Here is a 13,660-nt window from a genome sequence, read left to right as displayed (position 1 = left end):
ATTGAAACGCAAAGAGCAGGTTCGCAATACCTCGCCGTCAATTTCCAGGCCAGAGGCTGTGATCTGGTCAAACCCAAAGTAGCTGCTGTTGCAACATCGTGCCGGGAAGGGACGCTAGCATCATTTTTTATCTCACCTTTTGCAGGATTGCTCTGAACAGCTCGATGGACCTCCAGATGTCATCATGTGTATCACCATCCCAATCAGGAACTGTGGCCAACTCAGCCATGAACTCCTTTATCAAGATATGCGCATCGGCAACTTCATCTCTCCGACATTTAGATGCAATACGAGATATCTCCTTCGGAGAGAGGCTGCTGTACGGTGAAAAGGGGGTACGCTCGGCTGCAACTAGTTTTTGTAATTTACGCATACGATCAATATATCCGGAGTACTGGTTGGGGTCGCAAAAATAGTATGCTATGTATTATTTTTTCCAGAATCTGGCAGCTAAAAATAGTAGAAACTTAAACTTCCGCTCCTCGCTCAAAACAGATTCTGGCCATTTTCTGGCTCGCGCGAAGCTCTGTAATTCCCCGGTGTGCACTTGTATCGCTGACGGAAGGCGCGAATAAAGTGCGCACAATCGCTGAAACCGGTACGCAGCGCAATCTCAGTGACGCTCTCCGCTGAGTTCTTCAGCAGCCAGCGGCCATATTTCAGTCGCACAGCACGAATAAACTCGCCGGGCGTCTGTTCGAACTCCTGGCGGAACAACCTCGTCAGTTGCCTGGCACTAATATTTACCTGGTCTGCCAGCCACCCGGTGCTGATCGGGCGCACCAGTGACTGCTCTATAAGGAACACCGCCCGGCGCAGGCGTTCATCCGCCACGCGGGTGAAGCCAATCGCGCGCGAAACGGACACCGGCGCAGCATCAATGCGGTTCGGTACCGCCATCTGGTGAATCGCTTTGGTGGCGCGATCCGGCCCACAGTGGCGACGGATAAGTTCGCTCGCCAGACCAATGGTGGATATCCCGCCCGGACAGGTCAGCACGCCCCGGTCATCAATGAAATCGCTCCCCGTTTTGGCATACACGTCAGGGAAGCGGGCACGGAAATCTGCAATATGGAACGGATGCAGTGACGCCCGCCTTCCTGCCAGCAGCCCCTCCTCCGCCAGCACAAAGCTACCGGTACACACCCCGGCGATCGGCACGCCCGCGGCGCGCGCGACGTGCAGATACTCCCTGCTAAGCGGGCTCCCCAGGTGCAGGCTACGCAGCAGCCCACCGATGACCACGATATAGTCGAAGGTTTCCGGCGGTAGATAGCCGCTGTCGGGCTGAATGGTGATGCCGGAACTCGACGCCATGCGAAGCCCGGGATCGTGACTCAGGATTGTCCACGAACAGCGTACCTGCTGGCTGTTGTCGCCCATGTCCGCCGCATGACGCAGTGCATCCAGCAATCCGGCAAGTGACATCAGGGGAAACTCGGGCCACAGCAGGATCCCTATACTCAGTTCCGGCCCGCCGCCGTTTGTCCATCCCTCAGAAAAATTATCTATCTCATCGATAAATTGCCAGGAAATATCGCGCGTCTGTTCCGTCACTGTGGCGGTCTCCTTTAGCCAGTTACAGAGGCGTTTATTCTGCAGATGTCCGTCAGTTTATGCAAAATGTCGCTGTGATCCAATGCGTCAGCTGCGGGGTTGATTACCTTATCGCACAACGATATCAGGATGAGAACGATAATAACCATGGCAACAATAATGAAAAGGGCACTGGTTGCCTTATTACTGCAGCCTCTGCCGGCATTAGCCGGGGAGAAAGTGACGTTACGTTGCCCAGACAGAGGCTGGGCGGAAGTGACATTCCATTCATACCAGCACGTCAGCGTGCTGTGGGAGAACAATCTGTTTTATATTTCCGATGCCAGACGCAGCCAGAATAATCGTTTTTATACGTTTACCAATGGGGATATTCTTTCGGTGAGTAATGGATTCCGGTTTATCTATGCGGATTCGGGTCAGGGGACGGTGTGTACGTTATTATCGCGAGAACCGACGCAGGCGCTACGGCTGGAAACGCGGAAGTAATGTCATTATATATTCATTCGCTTATTTCTCTGAAGCGTCTTCGCATTTCACATTTTCGTCTCTTGCCACCTAACGCGAGTAAGTACGGCAAAGCTTCCATACCGCTTAACCTGCAGGGAGCTGACCGGGGGCGTTGAGTGTATGTCAACTGCGCCCGTAACCCGAATGCACGTGGATGTCCTGTCCGGATAGCTGTGAGCTGTATTTACACAAGGGATGTGGGCGATTAGAAGGATAAGCTCATGACATCAAATTGATTTGGTTTAAATCAGCCTCCGAGAGGGGGGCTAGGGTTATTTTAATTCCCGGGGTGGCCGAAGAGTAATTTTGTGTACTTGTCTGAACTAGTCCCGCTGCGTTTACCATCAGCTCCATAGTAGCGGTCCCCGCGACATAATTGCTCTTTTGTATCGCAAAAAATGCCGTTCGAAAAAGTAAACTCAGTCCTGTCAAAGTCACCCTGCGCAAAGAGGCTGGCAGCTACTTTTTTACCAAGATATTTTTCAGTCAGTGCTTGTGAAATACCTTCTGTGCCACTGGCACACATATAGCGATCACACAGCACTCCTCGTTCTGGGGACTGCAGGTTGTTATTCTGAGCCGCCTGTCCGGATAGGGACACAATAATGGCCAGACTGAGAGCGATAGATAAATTTTTCACTGAACATCTCTTTAAAAACAAGGTTAATGCTGGTTAATCCTGAAAAGTCCCGAGCTAGTTTGAAAGGCTAAGCCTTCTGCTCTTTTTGGACTTTACAGATAAATTATTCCACTGCAGTGTGACAAAGCCCAAGCTTTTAAATACGCTCCAGTTGTTTTTATAAAGAATTATCCCCATAACTATTTATGGTATTACTACCACAGCACGTAAGTTCAAATCTACTTGTCACTCAGGAGATTTATATGGGGATTAAACCTGGTCCAAAGCCGGTTGCCAAATCAACTGGTAAAGAAGATAAACGTCAAAGAGTTACGCCTGAAAACAAACCAAAGCATCCAGGTTTGAAAGAGCACGACCATAAAAAAGGCGAGTAGTACCTCCTCCGGAAAAGAGCACTGCACACTATTTTCATACTCAGAATGAGGTGAGTGTTATGCCTAATTACGTTATTAACAAAAATCAGCAAGCCAATGGTGACCATGAAGTACATGATGTGACTAATGGTTGTACCTATATGCCCGCTTCAGAAAATCAAATTTCATTAGGTTTTCATCCATCTTGTCATGGCGCTGTTCTTGATGCCAAACGCCGTTGGCCGAATAACAGGATTAATGGTTGCTATTACTGTTGTAACTCATGTCACACTAGCTAAGGGCTGGTACATGTAAAAAAACCGGCGTAAGCCGGTTTCTCTTAAGCCTGGATCAATCGCTTGAACAATAACTGCCGTATATCATGCCGCCCCGCCACAAAACCTGGTAGCTATACAAACACACCAGACTGTTATGTTAATACGCGTTACCCACTACAACGAGGAAACGCGCATGACCCCGCATCCGCTACGCCAGATCATCGAATCCTGCGATCGCGCCATCACCACCAAAAACTATGACGCCCTGATGGAGTACTACGCCGAAGACGCAGCTCTGGTGGTCAAGCCAGGCATGACGGTTAAAGGCAAAGAGAACATCCGCAGCGCGTTTATTGCCATCTCTGATTATTTTCAGGATCAGCTGATCGTCGAACAAGGGGAGATGCAGGTGATCGAAGGTGGCGGTAATGCCCTCGTTATCATGGAAACCGTTCTGCGTTTTCCTGATGGTCAGGGTGGAATAACAGAAATGTCGCGCCGCGCGACCTATGTTTTTCGACAGGAAAGCGACGGTCGCTGGCTTTGTACCATCGACAACTCTTACGGTACGTCGCTTCTGGATACCGGGAACCGATCGCGTTAATCACACTTTCAAAGGGGCACTGCCGCCCCTCCACGCCTGAGCCCTTAATGTGTAGTGATGCGTGGCTCTCTCACAAACTCAGCCAGCAGCCACACCATATCGTGCAGCAGGCCCGTCAGCTCTTTCGCTACGTGAGCGGGCAGCGTTCCCCCCATCACCGCCTGTGTCAGCGCCAGAACGTAGTCCACCTGAGTCAGGGTGTCCTGCCAGCAGTCCGGCACGCAGGAGTTGATTTTCTCACCCATGATCAACTGTTCAATCAGGTATGGCGGAAGATCGGCATCGCAGAGCTCACGCAGCTTGCGCAGGGTCTGAAGGAGACGCTCGCACAGCGCAGTGCGGCTCGCGACATCATCGATTTCGACCAGCACGCTCACCAGTGCGGCGCAGTTGTCGGCGACGACAAACAGATCGGCATCAGCCGGAAGCGGCCGGGAGATAAGTTGCAGAATGACGTTTTCGTCAGATGGAAGATAAGTCAGGGTTGGGATAGTAGCCATACAAGGCATCCTTCTATATGCAATTCATTTAACCACCCAGTGAGTTCCTACGCTCGGGGGGTAGCGCTGACAGAGGTAGGAATACCGCCCATATAGAAAAACGGCCAGCCTTACGGCTGCTCCGCCAGCGCCACCGTTATTGTAACGAGATCGGCACTGCTGCGACATACGTAATGTCACTATATGGTTGACGGGTTCCTACGCCCGATTGCGGATGTGCCGCAACGCAGGCACTTTACGACTGCGCTCCGTTGAGGAAAAGTCATAACACTGAATTTCACAAGGTTACTTTGCGGTTTGCGAGGCGCCTTCCAGAAACGTTTACCGGGGCCAGACAGAGCACTCCCCACCAAATTTTGCCCCAACCTTCCCCGTGCAACTGGTGTATTGTTTTTAGACAATTCATTCCTCTAAAGGACACCTGCGCAATGATCACCATCCTCGGCAAAACCACCTCCATCAACGTGCGTAAAGTACTCTGGACCTGCGAAGAAACAGGCCTCGCGTATCAACAGGAAGATTACGGCAGCGGTTTTGCCTCGACGGAAACGGATGCCTTCCGCGCCCTGAACCCCAACGCCATGGTGCCGGTGCTGATCGATGACGATTTCGTGCTGTGGGAGTCCAATTCCATCTGCCGTTATCTGGCGCGCAAGGCCGAACGTCACGATCTGCTGCCCGCAGAACCGCAGGCCTGCGCCAACGTTGAGCGCTGGATGGACTGGCAGGCCACTGAATTTAACAACGCCTGGCGCTATGTCTTCCCGGCGCTGGGGCGTAAAAACCCGGACTTTAACGACCCTGAGCGCATTGCGGCGGGAATCAAAGAGTGGAACCACTGCATCACCATTCTGGAAAACCAGTTACAGCGCACCGGGGCCTTTGCGGCGGGCGAGACGTTTACCCTCGCTGACGTGGTGCTTGGGCTGTCGGTGAATCGCTGGAAAATGACGCCGTTTGATAAGCCAGACGTGCCCGCCATTGAGGCCTGGTTCGAGCGCCTTAACCAGCGTCCGGCATTTTTGCGTCACGGCAATAACGGCATGGTGTAAAACTTAATGCCTGAATGAATACCGCAACGAGGCTGTTTTTTTAATTACGAAACCCTGATTGTCGTCAGAGGGAATAATAATTAAGCCATATCCTGGACAGCCCGTTGCACCGCTTTGCTAGCCTGAATAGTCAGGCAAAGCTCAACCCGGAGGTATTCTTGCTGATTAAACTCAAGAAAGAACGAACGCATCAGGAGGATCGCCGGCTTGCTCTCTGGCTGGCGACCTCAGCAGGTTTGCTGAACGCCATCGCCCTCGGGGCATTTGGCTTTTTCCCCTCACACATGACCGGCAACACCTCACAATTATCCAGCGAAGTTTCTTCTACCGATCTGAGCGATATTATTTTCTTCGGCTCGATAATTCTCTCTTTTGTGGCTGGCGCCATTATTGCGCGCACGATCGTCATATGGGGTATTATCCATAACGTCAGGCTGGTTTTTTGCCAGATCCTTTTTGTCGAGGGGATATTACTGACCGGCGTTTCCTTCTACGAGATGTATTTTCATGCCCTCACCAGCAACCGCGAGATTATTCTTTTCCTGTGCGGCCTGATGGGCATTCATAATTCCACTTCTACGCAGCTTTCCGGCGGACGGGTGAGATCGACGCACATTACCGGCACGCTGACGGACGCGGGGATATCCCTGGCCTCCGTACTGGTGGCGATGATGCGCAGGGATTACTCCAAAGATACGGCGGCGCAAAAAAGTCAGCTGAAAACCCACTTAACCACCCTGTTTTCGTTTATTACGGGCGGTATCGCGGGGCTGCTGCTTTTCCGATGGATTGGCTTTAACGCCATGCTGGCGCTCGGACTGATGCTTGCCGTGATCGCTATCGTTTCAATTATCACCGTCTCGACGCGGGTTCGACGGGTTCGCGCTACCGTCTGAGTGTTGCAGCTGCCCCAGCAGGCGCTGCATGTTGTCGTCGCAGGAGATCCCATCCGGACGGTTGGTGATACTCGCGACCAGCGTCAGCAATTCTCTGCGGTTTTCCTCAAGCTGCTTCTGCATCGCTTCTATTTCGGCAATACGCGTTTTCAGGGACTGGATCAGTCCCTCATGATCCCAGTGCTGTTGCGGCTGCGGCAGGAAGCAGCGTATTTGCTCCAGTGAGAACCCGGTACGCTGCGCGTTGTCGATGATGTTCAGCAGCGCTGCCGCCTCTTGAGAATACGTTCGGTAGCCGTTCCCCTGCCTGACGGGTCTCGGTAGTAAACCTTCCGCCTCATAGAACCGAATGCGCGACGGGGAAATCCCCGTCATTTTCGACAGCTCGCCAATTCTCATTTGATCTGCTCTTACGTCTTGACCTTAAAGTTAACTTTAAGCTTAAACTTTTTATACGGTCAACCGGATCGTCATCTCATCAGGGAGCTCATATGCAAACTATTCTGGGTGCCAGCGGGCAAATCGCCCGTGAACTGACCCGCGAATTAAAACGCGCCTATACCGACGATATCAGGCTGGTCAGCCGCCATCCGCAGAAAGTCCACGCCAGCGATATCACGGCTGCGGCCAATCTTCTGGATGCTCAGCAGACGCAGGAGGCGGTTAACGGCAGCGATACGGTCTATTTTACCGCTGGTCTGCCGCCTGATTCCGCGCTGTGGGAGCGTCAGTTCCCAACCATGCTGGACAATGCCCTGGAGGCCACGCGAAAGGCTGGCGCAAGATTCGTCTATTTTGACAATACTTACATGTACCCCCAGAGCGACGTGCCACAAACTGAAGAGACGCGCTTTGCGCCCCGGGGACGGAAAGGCAACGTGCGTGCGCTGATGGCCAACCGGGTGCTTGCCGAAATGCAGCGGGGCGACATTCCCGTCCTCATCGGTCGGGCCCCGGAGTTTTACGGGCCTGAGAGAACGCAGAGCTTCACGAATACGCTCATTATCGACAGGCTGAAGCAGCACAAACGTCCGCGCGTTCCGGTACGTGACGATACGCTTCGCACCCTCATCTGGACGCCGGATGCCAGCCGCGCGCTCGCCCTGCTGGGCAATACGCCTGAGGCATACGGGCAGACGTGGCATTTGCCCTGCTGCGACGAAAGGCTGACGTATCAACAGTTTGTTACCCTCGCCTGCGATATCTTCGGCCAGAAGGCGGACTACGCCGTGCTGGGCGAGCTGGCCTTCGCCGCGACGGCACTGTTTTCGCAGGGCGCGCGCGAAATGCGGGAGCTGTTGCCCAGATACGACGTTGACAACCTGTTTGATTCGACGAAGTTTAAGCGGCATTTTCCCGACTTTCCCGTCACTTCATACCGGCACGGTCTTGAAAACATCTGGCAGGAATGGAGATCAAAAGCGCACAAAACAGCGTAAATGCACTGCCGCACCGACAAAGGTGCGGCCATTACTCGTGACAACGTCACTTTCACTTCTCGTCTTTAGGACTATTCTGCCTCTTCCTCAATCAGCCCTTACGCCATAAGGCTTAACCCGAGGTTGTCACTGTTTTCATAGGGTTACTGATTTTACCCCTTCGCTGGAACCCTTCCCAAACGCTTGCTATAGGTGAAATACCCCTGCCGAAACATGGCATAACAACAGGCAACCGGTGGTTGCTATAACGCATGCGCACAGGGAGACACACCGCAATGCACCCATTACTCAAACGTTCGCTGCTGTTTGTCGGCGCCATTATTGTGGTCCTCGCCCTCCTCGTCTGGGGTATCGGGATGGAGACGATAAAGGCGCGTCAGGTTGACCTGGTCTATCTCGGGCAACAGCACATGATTCTGGTTTTCTCATCCATGTTTTTTGCCCTGCTGGTGGGTATTCCAGCCGGTATTCTGCTGAGCCGTCCGGCCGCGCGGGGTATCGCCGAATATGTGATGCAAATCTTCAACGTCGGCAACACGCTGCCGCCGCTGGCCGTTCTGGCGCTGGCAATGGTGGTGATTGGCATTGGCGATACGCCCGCCATCATCGCCCTGTTCCTTGCCTCGCTGCTGCCGATCGTGCGTAACACCTATGCCGGGCTGTGCTCGGTCCCGCCGTCGCTGCTGGAAGCGGCAAACGGCATCGGGATGACCAAATGGCAGCGTCTGCGTCAGGTTGAGCTGCCAGCCGCCTGGCCGGTCATGCTCTCGGGGATCCGCATCGCCACCGCCATTAACGTCGGTACCGCGCCGCTGGCGTTCCTGATTGGCGCCAGCAGCTACGGCGAGCTGATTTTCCCCGGCATTTATCTGAACGATTTCCCGACCCTGATCCTCGGCGCGGCGGCCACCGCCCTGTTCGCACTGATCCTCGATACCCTGCTGGCGGCGCTGGGTCGCGTGATGAGTCCCCATCTCGCTCGATAACAATAACAAGGAGCTTTTATGAGACTGTTTTCCGGCCTGACGGCGCTGTGTGCCGCGGCGCTGTTCACCAGCCAGGCGATGGCGGCCCCGCTGATTCTGGCGACCAAGAGCTTTACCGAGCAGCACATTCTCTCGGCGATGACCGTGCAGTACCTGCAAAAGAAAGGTTTTCAGGTCCAGCCGCAAACCAACATTGCCACGGTGATCTCCCGCAACGCGATGATCAACAAGCAGATTGACATGACCTGGGAGTACACCGGCACGTCGCTGATCATCTTTAACCACATCAACAAGCGCATGTCGCCGCAGGAGTCTTACGAGACGGTAAAACGCCTGGACGCGAAGCACGGTCTGGTCTGGCTCAAGCCCGCCGATATGAACAACACCTATGCTTTCGCCATGCAGCGCAAGCGCGCCGAGGCGGAACACATCAACACCATGTCGGAGATGGTGGCGAAGATTGAGCAGATCCGTAAAACCAACCCGGACAAAAACTGGCTGCTGGGCTTGGACCTGGAGTTTGCCGGGCGCAGCGACGGCATGAAGCCGCTTCAGGCGGCCTATAAGATGGAGCTGGACCGCCCGCAGATCCGTCAGATGGACCCCGGCCTGGTCTATAACGCGGTGCGCGACGGCTTCGTTGACGCCGGGCTGATTTATACCACCGATGGTCGCGTGAAGGGCTTCGACCTCAAGGTGCTGGAAGACGATAAAGGCTTCTTCCCGAGCTATGCGGTCACCCCGGTGGTGCGTAAGGACACGCTGGAGGCCAACCCCGGCCTGGAAGAGGCGCTCAACACCCTCTCGGCCCAGCTCAACAACGACGTTATCACCGAGCTGAACAAAAAGGTGGATATCGACCATCAGTCACCGCAGCAGGTCGCCCGCGATTTCCTGCGTAGCAAACAGCTGCTGTAGGAGGCGCTATGGAGACGATTCACTACATTCTGGACAACTGGGATTACCTCTTAACCCTGACGCTGCAGCACCTGTGGCTGGTGGCGCTGGCCGTAGGCTTAGCCATCATCATCGGCGTACCGCTGGGCATTCTGATTGTCCGCCACAGGTGGCTGGCAACGCCGGTGCTGGGGATAGCCACCATCGTGCTGACCATTCCGTCTATCGCCCTGTTTGGCCTGATGATCCCGCTGTTTTCGCTGATCGGTCAGGGGATTGGTGCCCTGCCCGCGATCACGGCGGTGTTTCTCTACTCGCTGCTGCCGATTGTGCGTAACACCCATACCGCGCTCGACAGCCTGCCGCCGGGCCTGCGCGAAGCCGGACGCGGCATCGGCATGACCTTCTGGCAGCGGCTGCGCTGGGTCGAAATCCCGATGGCGCTGCCGGTGATTTTCGGCGGGATCCGCACCGCCGTGGTGATGAACATCGGCGTGATGGCGATTGCCGCGGTGATCGGCGCGGGCGGTCTGGGCCTGCTGCTGCTCAACGGCATCGGCGGAAGCGATATTCGCATGTTGATTGCGGGCGCGCTGATGATTTGTCTTTTAGCGATTGTGCTCGACTGGCTGCTGCATCGTCTGCAGGTGGTTCTGACTCCAAAGGGGATTCGATAATGATAAAACTGGAAAACCTCACCAAACAATTTTCACAGAAGCACGGCCAGACCTTTAAGGCCGTGGACAACGTCAACCTGAACGTGCCCGAAGGGGAAATGTGCGTCCTGCTCGGCCCGTCCGGCTGCGGGAAGACCACCACCCTGAAGATGATTAACCGCCTCATTACCCCCAGCAGCGGGACAATCCTGATTAACGGCGAAGACACCAGTGGGATGGACACCGTCACCCTGCGCCGCAACATTGGCTACGTGATCCAGCAGATTGGCCTGTTCCCGAACATGACCATCGAAGAGAACATTACCGTCGTGCCGCGCATGCTGGGCTGGGATAAAGCACGCTGTAAAACCCGTGCCGAAGAGCTGATGGATATGGTGGCGCTGGATCCGCATAAGTTCCTGAATCGCTACCCGCGCGAGATGTCCGGCGGCCAGCAGCAGCGTATCGGCGTGATCCGCGCCCTGGCGGCGGATCCTCCGGTACTGCTGATGGATGAACCCTTCGGCGCGGTGGACCCGATCAACCGCGAGGTGATCCAGAATCAATTCCTGGAGATGCAGCGCAAGCTGAAAAAAACCGTCATGCTGGTCAGCCACGATATCGACGAAGCCCTCAAGCTCGGCGACCGTATTGCGGTGTTCCGTCAGGGGAAAATCGTGCAGTGCGCCAGTCCGGATGAACTGCTGGCGAAACCGGCGAATGAGTTTGTCGGCTCGTTTGTCGGTCAGGACCGCACCCTGAAGCGTCTGCTGCTGGTCTCGGCGGGCGACGTCACCGACCAGCAGCCGACCATTACGGTGCGGGGCTCTACGCCGCTCCCTGAAGCCTTTGCGACCATGGATGATAATGACATTCGTGCCGTTACCGTAGTTGACGAGCACGGCAAACCGCTGGGCTTTGTGAAGCGTCGCGAAGCACGTAACGCCAGCGGGACCTGCGCCGACATCCTGCATCCGTTCCGCATGACCGGCAAAGCGGAAGACAACCTGCGCGTGGTGCTGTCACGCCTGTATGAGAGCAACACCAGCTGGATGCCGATCGTGGATGAGGACGGGCGCTACAACGGCGAGATTTCTCAGGACTATATTGCCGAGTACCTGAGTTCAGGGCGTACGCGCCGGGCGCTGAATATTCATAGCGACAGTTAACCTTTCAGGCCGGGCATTGCCCGGCTTTTCCGCACGCATACCTTTTGCTAACCCCACGATTTGCCGCCACAATATTGTATCTTTCCCGTTGACTCGCGACTCATGCAACGTCTTCATACGTACCCCGACATCCGCGCGATGTTTCGCCGACTGCTGATTGCTACCGTTACCGGCGTGCTGGCCGCGCTGGCCGTGGCGGTGTTCCGCCACAGCATGTACCTGCTGGAGTGGCTGCTTCTCAGCAACGACAGCGGCAGCCTGGTGAATGCCGCCGCGTCGCTCTCCCCCTGGCGGCGCGCGCTGACGCCAGCGCTGGGTGGTCTGGCGGCCGGGCTGCTGCTCTGGGGATGGCAACGGCTGACCGCGCAACGGCCTCATGCCCCCACTGACTACATGGAAGCGCTGGAGACCGGTGACGGCCAGTTTGACTACGGCGCCAGCCTGGTTAAATCCCTCGCCTCACTGCTGGTCGTTGCCAGCGGAAGCGCCATCGGGCGTGAAGGGGCGATGATCCTGCTTGCCGCCCTCGCCGCCTCCCTTTTCGCCCGGCGCTTTACGCCCAAATCCGAGTGGAAATTATGGATAGCCTGCGGTGCCGCCGCCGGGATGGCCAGCGCCTACCATGCTCCCTTAGCCGGAAGCCTGTTCATCGCTGAGATTCTGTTTGGCACCCTGATGCTGGCCTCGCTCGGGCCCGTGGTTATCGCGGCGGTGGTGGCGCTTCTCACCACGCAGCTTCTGGCGCCGGGTACCGACACGCTCTACGCGGTCCATCTGAGCGGTATCCTCACCGCTACCGATTATGCCCTGCTGGTCGCGATGGGGCTGGTGGCGGGTCTCTGCGGGCCGCTGCTGATGTGGCTGATGGCGTTCAGCCACGGTCTTTTCTTGCGCCTCAAGCTTTCGCCACCGTGGCAATTAGCGCTGGGCGGTGCGATCGTCGGGCTGCTGTCTCTTCTGACGCCGAAGGTGTGGGGGAATGGCTACAGCGTGGTTCAGGCTTTTCTGCTCGCGCCGCCGCTGCTGTCGGTGATTGCCGGGGTGTTTATCTGCAAACTGCTGGCGGTACTGGCGAGCAGCGGATCGGGCGCGCCGGGCGGGGTGTTCACGCCGACGCTGTTTGTCGGCATGGCGACAGGCATGCTGTTTGCACAGCTGTTCGCGCTGTGGCTGCCGGGTTCTGAGACGGCAATTTTGCTGGGGCTGGCAGGAATGGCAACCCTACTTGCCGCGACCACGCATGCGCCCATTATGTCGGCGCTGATGGTCTGTGAAATGACCGGACAGTATTTTTTACTGCCCGGCCTGCTGGTCGCCTGCGTGCTGGCGTCCGTATTGTCGCGGACGTTACGCCACGACTCTGTCTACGGTCAACACGCCACCGAGGGCAGAGAGATCGATGTACTGCGCTAGCTCGCGCTGCTCGGCGCGTGGCAGATAAGGCAGCTCGCCCACCAGCGGTCCGGGCAGTTTGGTGCTCAGCACGTCGATGATCTCCGCGTAGTGCGCCAGGCCCGGGTTGATGCGGTTTGCTACCCAGCCAACCAGCGGCAGGCCGTCATTGGCAATCGCCTGCGCCGTCAGCAGCGCGTGGTTGATGCACCCTTCCTGGATACCCACCACCATCACCACCGGAAGCTGCTCCTGCACAACCCATTCAGACAGCGGGCGCAAATCATTCATCAGGCTGCGCCAGCCGCCCGTCCCTTCAACCACGACGTGATCAACCTTCTCGCTCAGGTTCGCCAGGCCGTCGGACAACAGGGGATAATTAATCAGGCCGCTGTGCGCTACGCTGCTCTCCTCTTCGCTTAACGCAATGGGATTGACCGCGTGATAGGGCAACTCCAGTGACGAGACGCTTTGCAGCACCAGGGCGTCTTTATTGCGCAATCCCTCTGGCGTCTCTTTACTCCCTTTTGCGACCGGTTTGTACCCTGCCACGCGTTTACCGCTTGCTGCCAGCGCCTGCAGCAATGCGCGGGATACGACGGTCTTGCCGACAGAGGTATCTGTACCAGTAACAAAGAAACGCTTAAGCATGACTCACTCCACCTCTTGGGTATGCTTCGAAAATATAAACCAGGTAAATAATTCAGTGGAGGAAGTCTACGGGATGCATGCGC

Annotated in this window: 17 protein-coding genes; 11 read left to right on the top strand and 6 right to left on the bottom strand. The window is 55.9% G+C overall.

What is annotated here, in order from left to right:
• Nucleotides 1–127: 127 nt before the first annotated feature.
• Nucleotides 128–373: a hypothetical protein gene (locus OTG14_RS06215; protein WP_267214738.1), complete on the bottom strand. Its 246-nt coding sequence runs from the start codon at nucleotides 371–373 to the stop codon at nucleotides 128–130.
• A 113-nt stretch (nucleotides 374–486) separates the two neighbouring features.
• Nucleotides 487–1,557 (bottom strand): GlxA family transcriptional regulator, encoded by a 1,071-nt coding sequence (locus OTG14_RS06210; protein WP_267214737.1) that lies wholly within the window; start codon nucleotides 1,555–1,557, stop codon nucleotides 487–489.
• Between the two features lie 159 nt (nucleotides 1,558–1,716).
• Between OTG14_RS06210 and OTG14_RS06205 the strand changes: the two genes are divergently transcribed.
• Nucleotides 1,717–2,043 carry a hypothetical protein gene (locus OTG14_RS06205; protein ID WP_157189061.1) on the top strand — a complete coding sequence of 109 codons (327 nt, stop codon included), beginning with the start codon at nucleotides 1,717–1,719 and terminating at the stop codon, nucleotides 2,041–2,043.
• 298 nt (nucleotides 2,044–2,341) lie between these two features.
• Here the strand turns inward: OTG14_RS06205 and OTG14_RS06200 are convergent, their stop codons facing one another.
• Nucleotides 2,342–2,704 carry a YcgJ family protein gene (locus OTG14_RS06200; RefSeq protein ID WP_198313997.1) on the bottom strand — a complete coding sequence of 121 codons (363 nt, stop codon included), beginning with the start codon at nucleotides 2,702–2,704 and terminating at the stop codon, nucleotides 2,342–2,344.
• A gap of 242 nt (nucleotides 2,705–2,946) precedes the next feature.
• Between OTG14_RS06200 and OTG14_RS06195 the strand changes: the two genes are divergently transcribed.
• Entirely contained in the window at nucleotides 2,947–3,078 is a 132-nt protein-coding gene (locus OTG14_RS06195) for a hypothetical protein (protein ID WP_267214736.1), read from the top strand.
• A gap of 450 nt (nucleotides 3,079–3,528) precedes the next feature.
• Nucleotides 3,529–3,939, top strand: a complete 411-nt coding sequence (locus OTG14_RS06190) for a YybH family protein (RefSeq protein ID WP_248272129.1) — start codon at nucleotides 3,529–3,531, stop codon at nucleotides 3,937–3,939.
• A gap of 44 nt (nucleotides 3,940–3,983) precedes the next feature.
• Here OTG14_RS06190 and OTG14_RS06185 read toward each other — a convergent pair whose 3' ends face one another.
• Nucleotides 3,984–4,439 carry a hypothetical protein gene (locus OTG14_RS06185; protein ID WP_248164271.1) on the bottom strand — a complete coding sequence of 152 codons (456 nt, stop codon included), beginning with the start codon at nucleotides 4,437–4,439 and terminating at the stop codon, nucleotides 3,984–3,986.
• A gap of 428 nt (nucleotides 4,440–4,867) precedes the next feature.
• On the opposite strand from OTG14_RS06185, the gene OTG14_RS06180 reads away from it, so the two are divergent.
• Nucleotides 4,868–5,491 carry a glutathione S-transferase family protein gene (locus OTG14_RS06180; protein WP_267214735.1) on the top strand — a complete coding sequence of 208 codons (624 nt, stop codon included), beginning with the start codon at nucleotides 4,868–4,870 and terminating at the stop codon, nucleotides 5,489–5,491.
• Nucleotides 5,492–5,649: 158 nt separating this feature from the next.
• The gene (locus OTG14_RS06175) at nucleotides 5,650–6,387 is read left to right on the top strand and encodes a YoaK family protein (RefSeq protein WP_267214734.1); all 738 of its coding nucleotides are present in this window, start codon (nucleotides 5,650–5,652) and stop codon (nucleotides 6,385–6,387) included.
• Here the strand turns inward: OTG14_RS06175 and OTG14_RS06170 are convergent.
• Nucleotides 6,337–6,786, bottom strand: a complete 450-nt coding sequence (locus tag OTG14_RS06170) for a MerR family transcriptional regulator (RefSeq protein WP_267214733.1) — start codon at nucleotides 6,784–6,786, stop codon at nucleotides 6,337–6,339. The two genes, OTG14_RS06175 and OTG14_RS06170, sit on opposite strands and share 51 nt — an antisense overlap.
• Nucleotides 6,787–6,878: 92 nt before the next feature.
• On the opposite strand from OTG14_RS06170, the gene OTG14_RS06165 reads away from it, so the two are divergent.
• The 6 genes from OTG14_RS06165 to clcB all read left to right on the top strand — a co-directional run bounded on the left by OTG14_RS06165 (nucleotide 6,879) and on the right by clcB (nucleotide 12,947).
• Complete coding sequence (locus tag OTG14_RS06165) at nucleotides 6,879–7,826, top strand: NAD-dependent epimerase/dehydratase family protein (RefSeq protein WP_267214732.1); 948 nt, start codon at nucleotides 6,879–6,881, stop codon at nucleotides 7,824–7,826.
• 275 nt (nucleotides 7,827–8,101) lie between these two features.
• Complete coding sequence (gene osmY / locus OTG14_RS06160) at nucleotides 8,102–8,812, top strand: osmoprotectant ABC transporter permease OsmY (RefSeq protein ID WP_047061706.1); 711 nt, start codon at nucleotides 8,102–8,104, stop codon at nucleotides 8,810–8,812.
• A gap of 18 nt (nucleotides 8,813–8,830) precedes the next feature.
• A complete protein-coding gene (gene osmX / locus OTG14_RS06155) occupies nucleotides 8,831–9,730 on the top strand; it encodes an osmoprotectant ABC transporter substrate-binding protein OsmX (RefSeq protein ID WP_024909127.1) in 900 nt (299 codons plus the stop codon).
• A gap of 8 nt (nucleotides 9,731–9,738) precedes the next feature.
• The gene (osmW, locus tag OTG14_RS06150; RefSeq protein WP_023311514.1) at nucleotides 9,739–10,386 is read left to right on the top strand and encodes an osmoprotectant ABC transporter permease OsmW; all 648 of its coding nucleotides are present in this window, start codon (nucleotides 9,739–9,741) and stop codon (nucleotides 10,384–10,386) included.
• Complete coding sequence (gene osmV, locus OTG14_RS06145; protein WP_267214731.1) at nucleotides 10,386–11,534, top strand: osmoprotectant ABC transporter ATP-binding protein OsmV; 1,149 nt, start codon at nucleotides 10,386–10,388, stop codon at nucleotides 11,532–11,534. Before osmW ends, osmV begins: the two co-directional genes overlap by 1 nt.
• A gap of 102 nt (nucleotides 11,535–11,636) precedes the next feature.
• Complete coding sequence (gene clcB / locus OTG14_RS06140) at nucleotides 11,637–12,947, top strand: voltage-gated ClC-type chloride channel ClcB (protein ID WP_267214730.1); 1,311 nt, start codon at nucleotides 11,637–11,639, stop codon at nucleotides 12,945–12,947.
• On the opposite strand, the gene bioD is transcribed toward clcB, so the two are convergent.
• A complete protein-coding gene (gene bioD / locus OTG14_RS06135; RefSeq protein WP_024909130.1) occupies nucleotides 12,882–13,577 on the bottom strand; it encodes a dethiobiotin synthase in 696 nt (231 codons plus the stop codon). The two genes, clcB and bioD, sit on opposite strands and share 66 nt — an antisense overlap.
• Nucleotides 13,578–13,660 lie beyond the last annotated feature (83 nt).

The sequence above is a fragment of the Enterobacter pseudoroggenkampii genome (assembly GCF_026420145.1).
GTDB lineage: Bacteria > Pseudomonadota > Gammaproteobacteria > Enterobacterales > Enterobacteriaceae > Enterobacter > Enterobacter pseudoroggenkampii.
This window is presented reverse-complemented; position numbering and strand designations above follow the sequence as displayed.

Bases quoted from the DNA above. Each gene is read 5' to 3' on its own strand.
- OTG14_RS06215 (WP_267214738.1), bottom strand. From the start codon at position 373: ATGCGTAAATTACAAAAACTAGTTGCAGCCGAGCGTACCCCCTTTTCA.
- OTG14_RS06205 (WP_157189061.1), top strand. From the start codon at position 1,717: ATGAAAAGGGCACTGGTTGCCTTATTACTGCAGCCTCTGCCGGCATTA.
- OTG14_RS06195 (WP_267214736.1), top strand. From the start codon at position 2,947: ATGGGGATTAAACCTGGTCCAAAGCCGGTTGCCAAATCAACTGGTAAA.
- OTG14_RS06190 (WP_248272129.1), top strand. From the start codon at position 3,529: ATGACCCCGCATCCGCTACGCCAGATCATCGAATCCTGCGATCGCGCC.
- OTG14_RS06185 (WP_248164271.1), bottom strand. From the start codon at position 4,439: ATGGCTACTATCCCAACCCTGACTTATCTTCCATCTGACGAAAACGTC.
- OTG14_RS06180 (WP_267214735.1), top strand. From the start codon at position 4,868: ATGATCACCATCCTCGGCAAAACCACCTCCATCAACGTGCGTAAAGTA.
- OTG14_RS06170 (WP_267214733.1), bottom strand. From the start codon at position 6,786: ATGAGAATTGGCGAGCTGTCGAAAATGACGGGGATTTCCCCGTCGCGC.
- OTG14_RS06165 (WP_267214732.1), top strand. From the start codon at position 6,879: ATGCAAACTATTCTGGGTGCCAGCGGGCAAATCGCCCGTGAACTGACC.
- osmY (WP_047061706.1), top strand. From the start codon at position 8,102: ATGCACCCATTACTCAAACGTTCGCTGCTGTTTGTCGGCGCCATTATT.
- osmX (WP_024909127.1), top strand. From the start codon at position 8,831: ATGAGACTGTTTTCCGGCCTGACGGCGCTGTGTGCCGCGGCGCTGTTC.
- osmW (WP_023311514.1), top strand. From the start codon at position 9,739: ATGGAGACGATTCACTACATTCTGGACAACTGGGATTACCTCTTAACC.
- osmV (WP_267214731.1), top strand. From the start codon at position 10,386: ATGATAAAACTGGAAAACCTCACCAAACAATTTTCACAGAAGCACGGC.
- clcB (WP_267214730.1), top strand. From the start codon at position 11,637: ATGCAACGTCTTCATACGTACCCCGACATCCGCGCGATGTTTCGCCGA.
- bioD (WP_024909130.1), bottom strand. From the start codon at position 13,577: ATGCTTAAGCGTTTCTTTGTTACTGGTACAGATACCTCTGTCGGCAAG.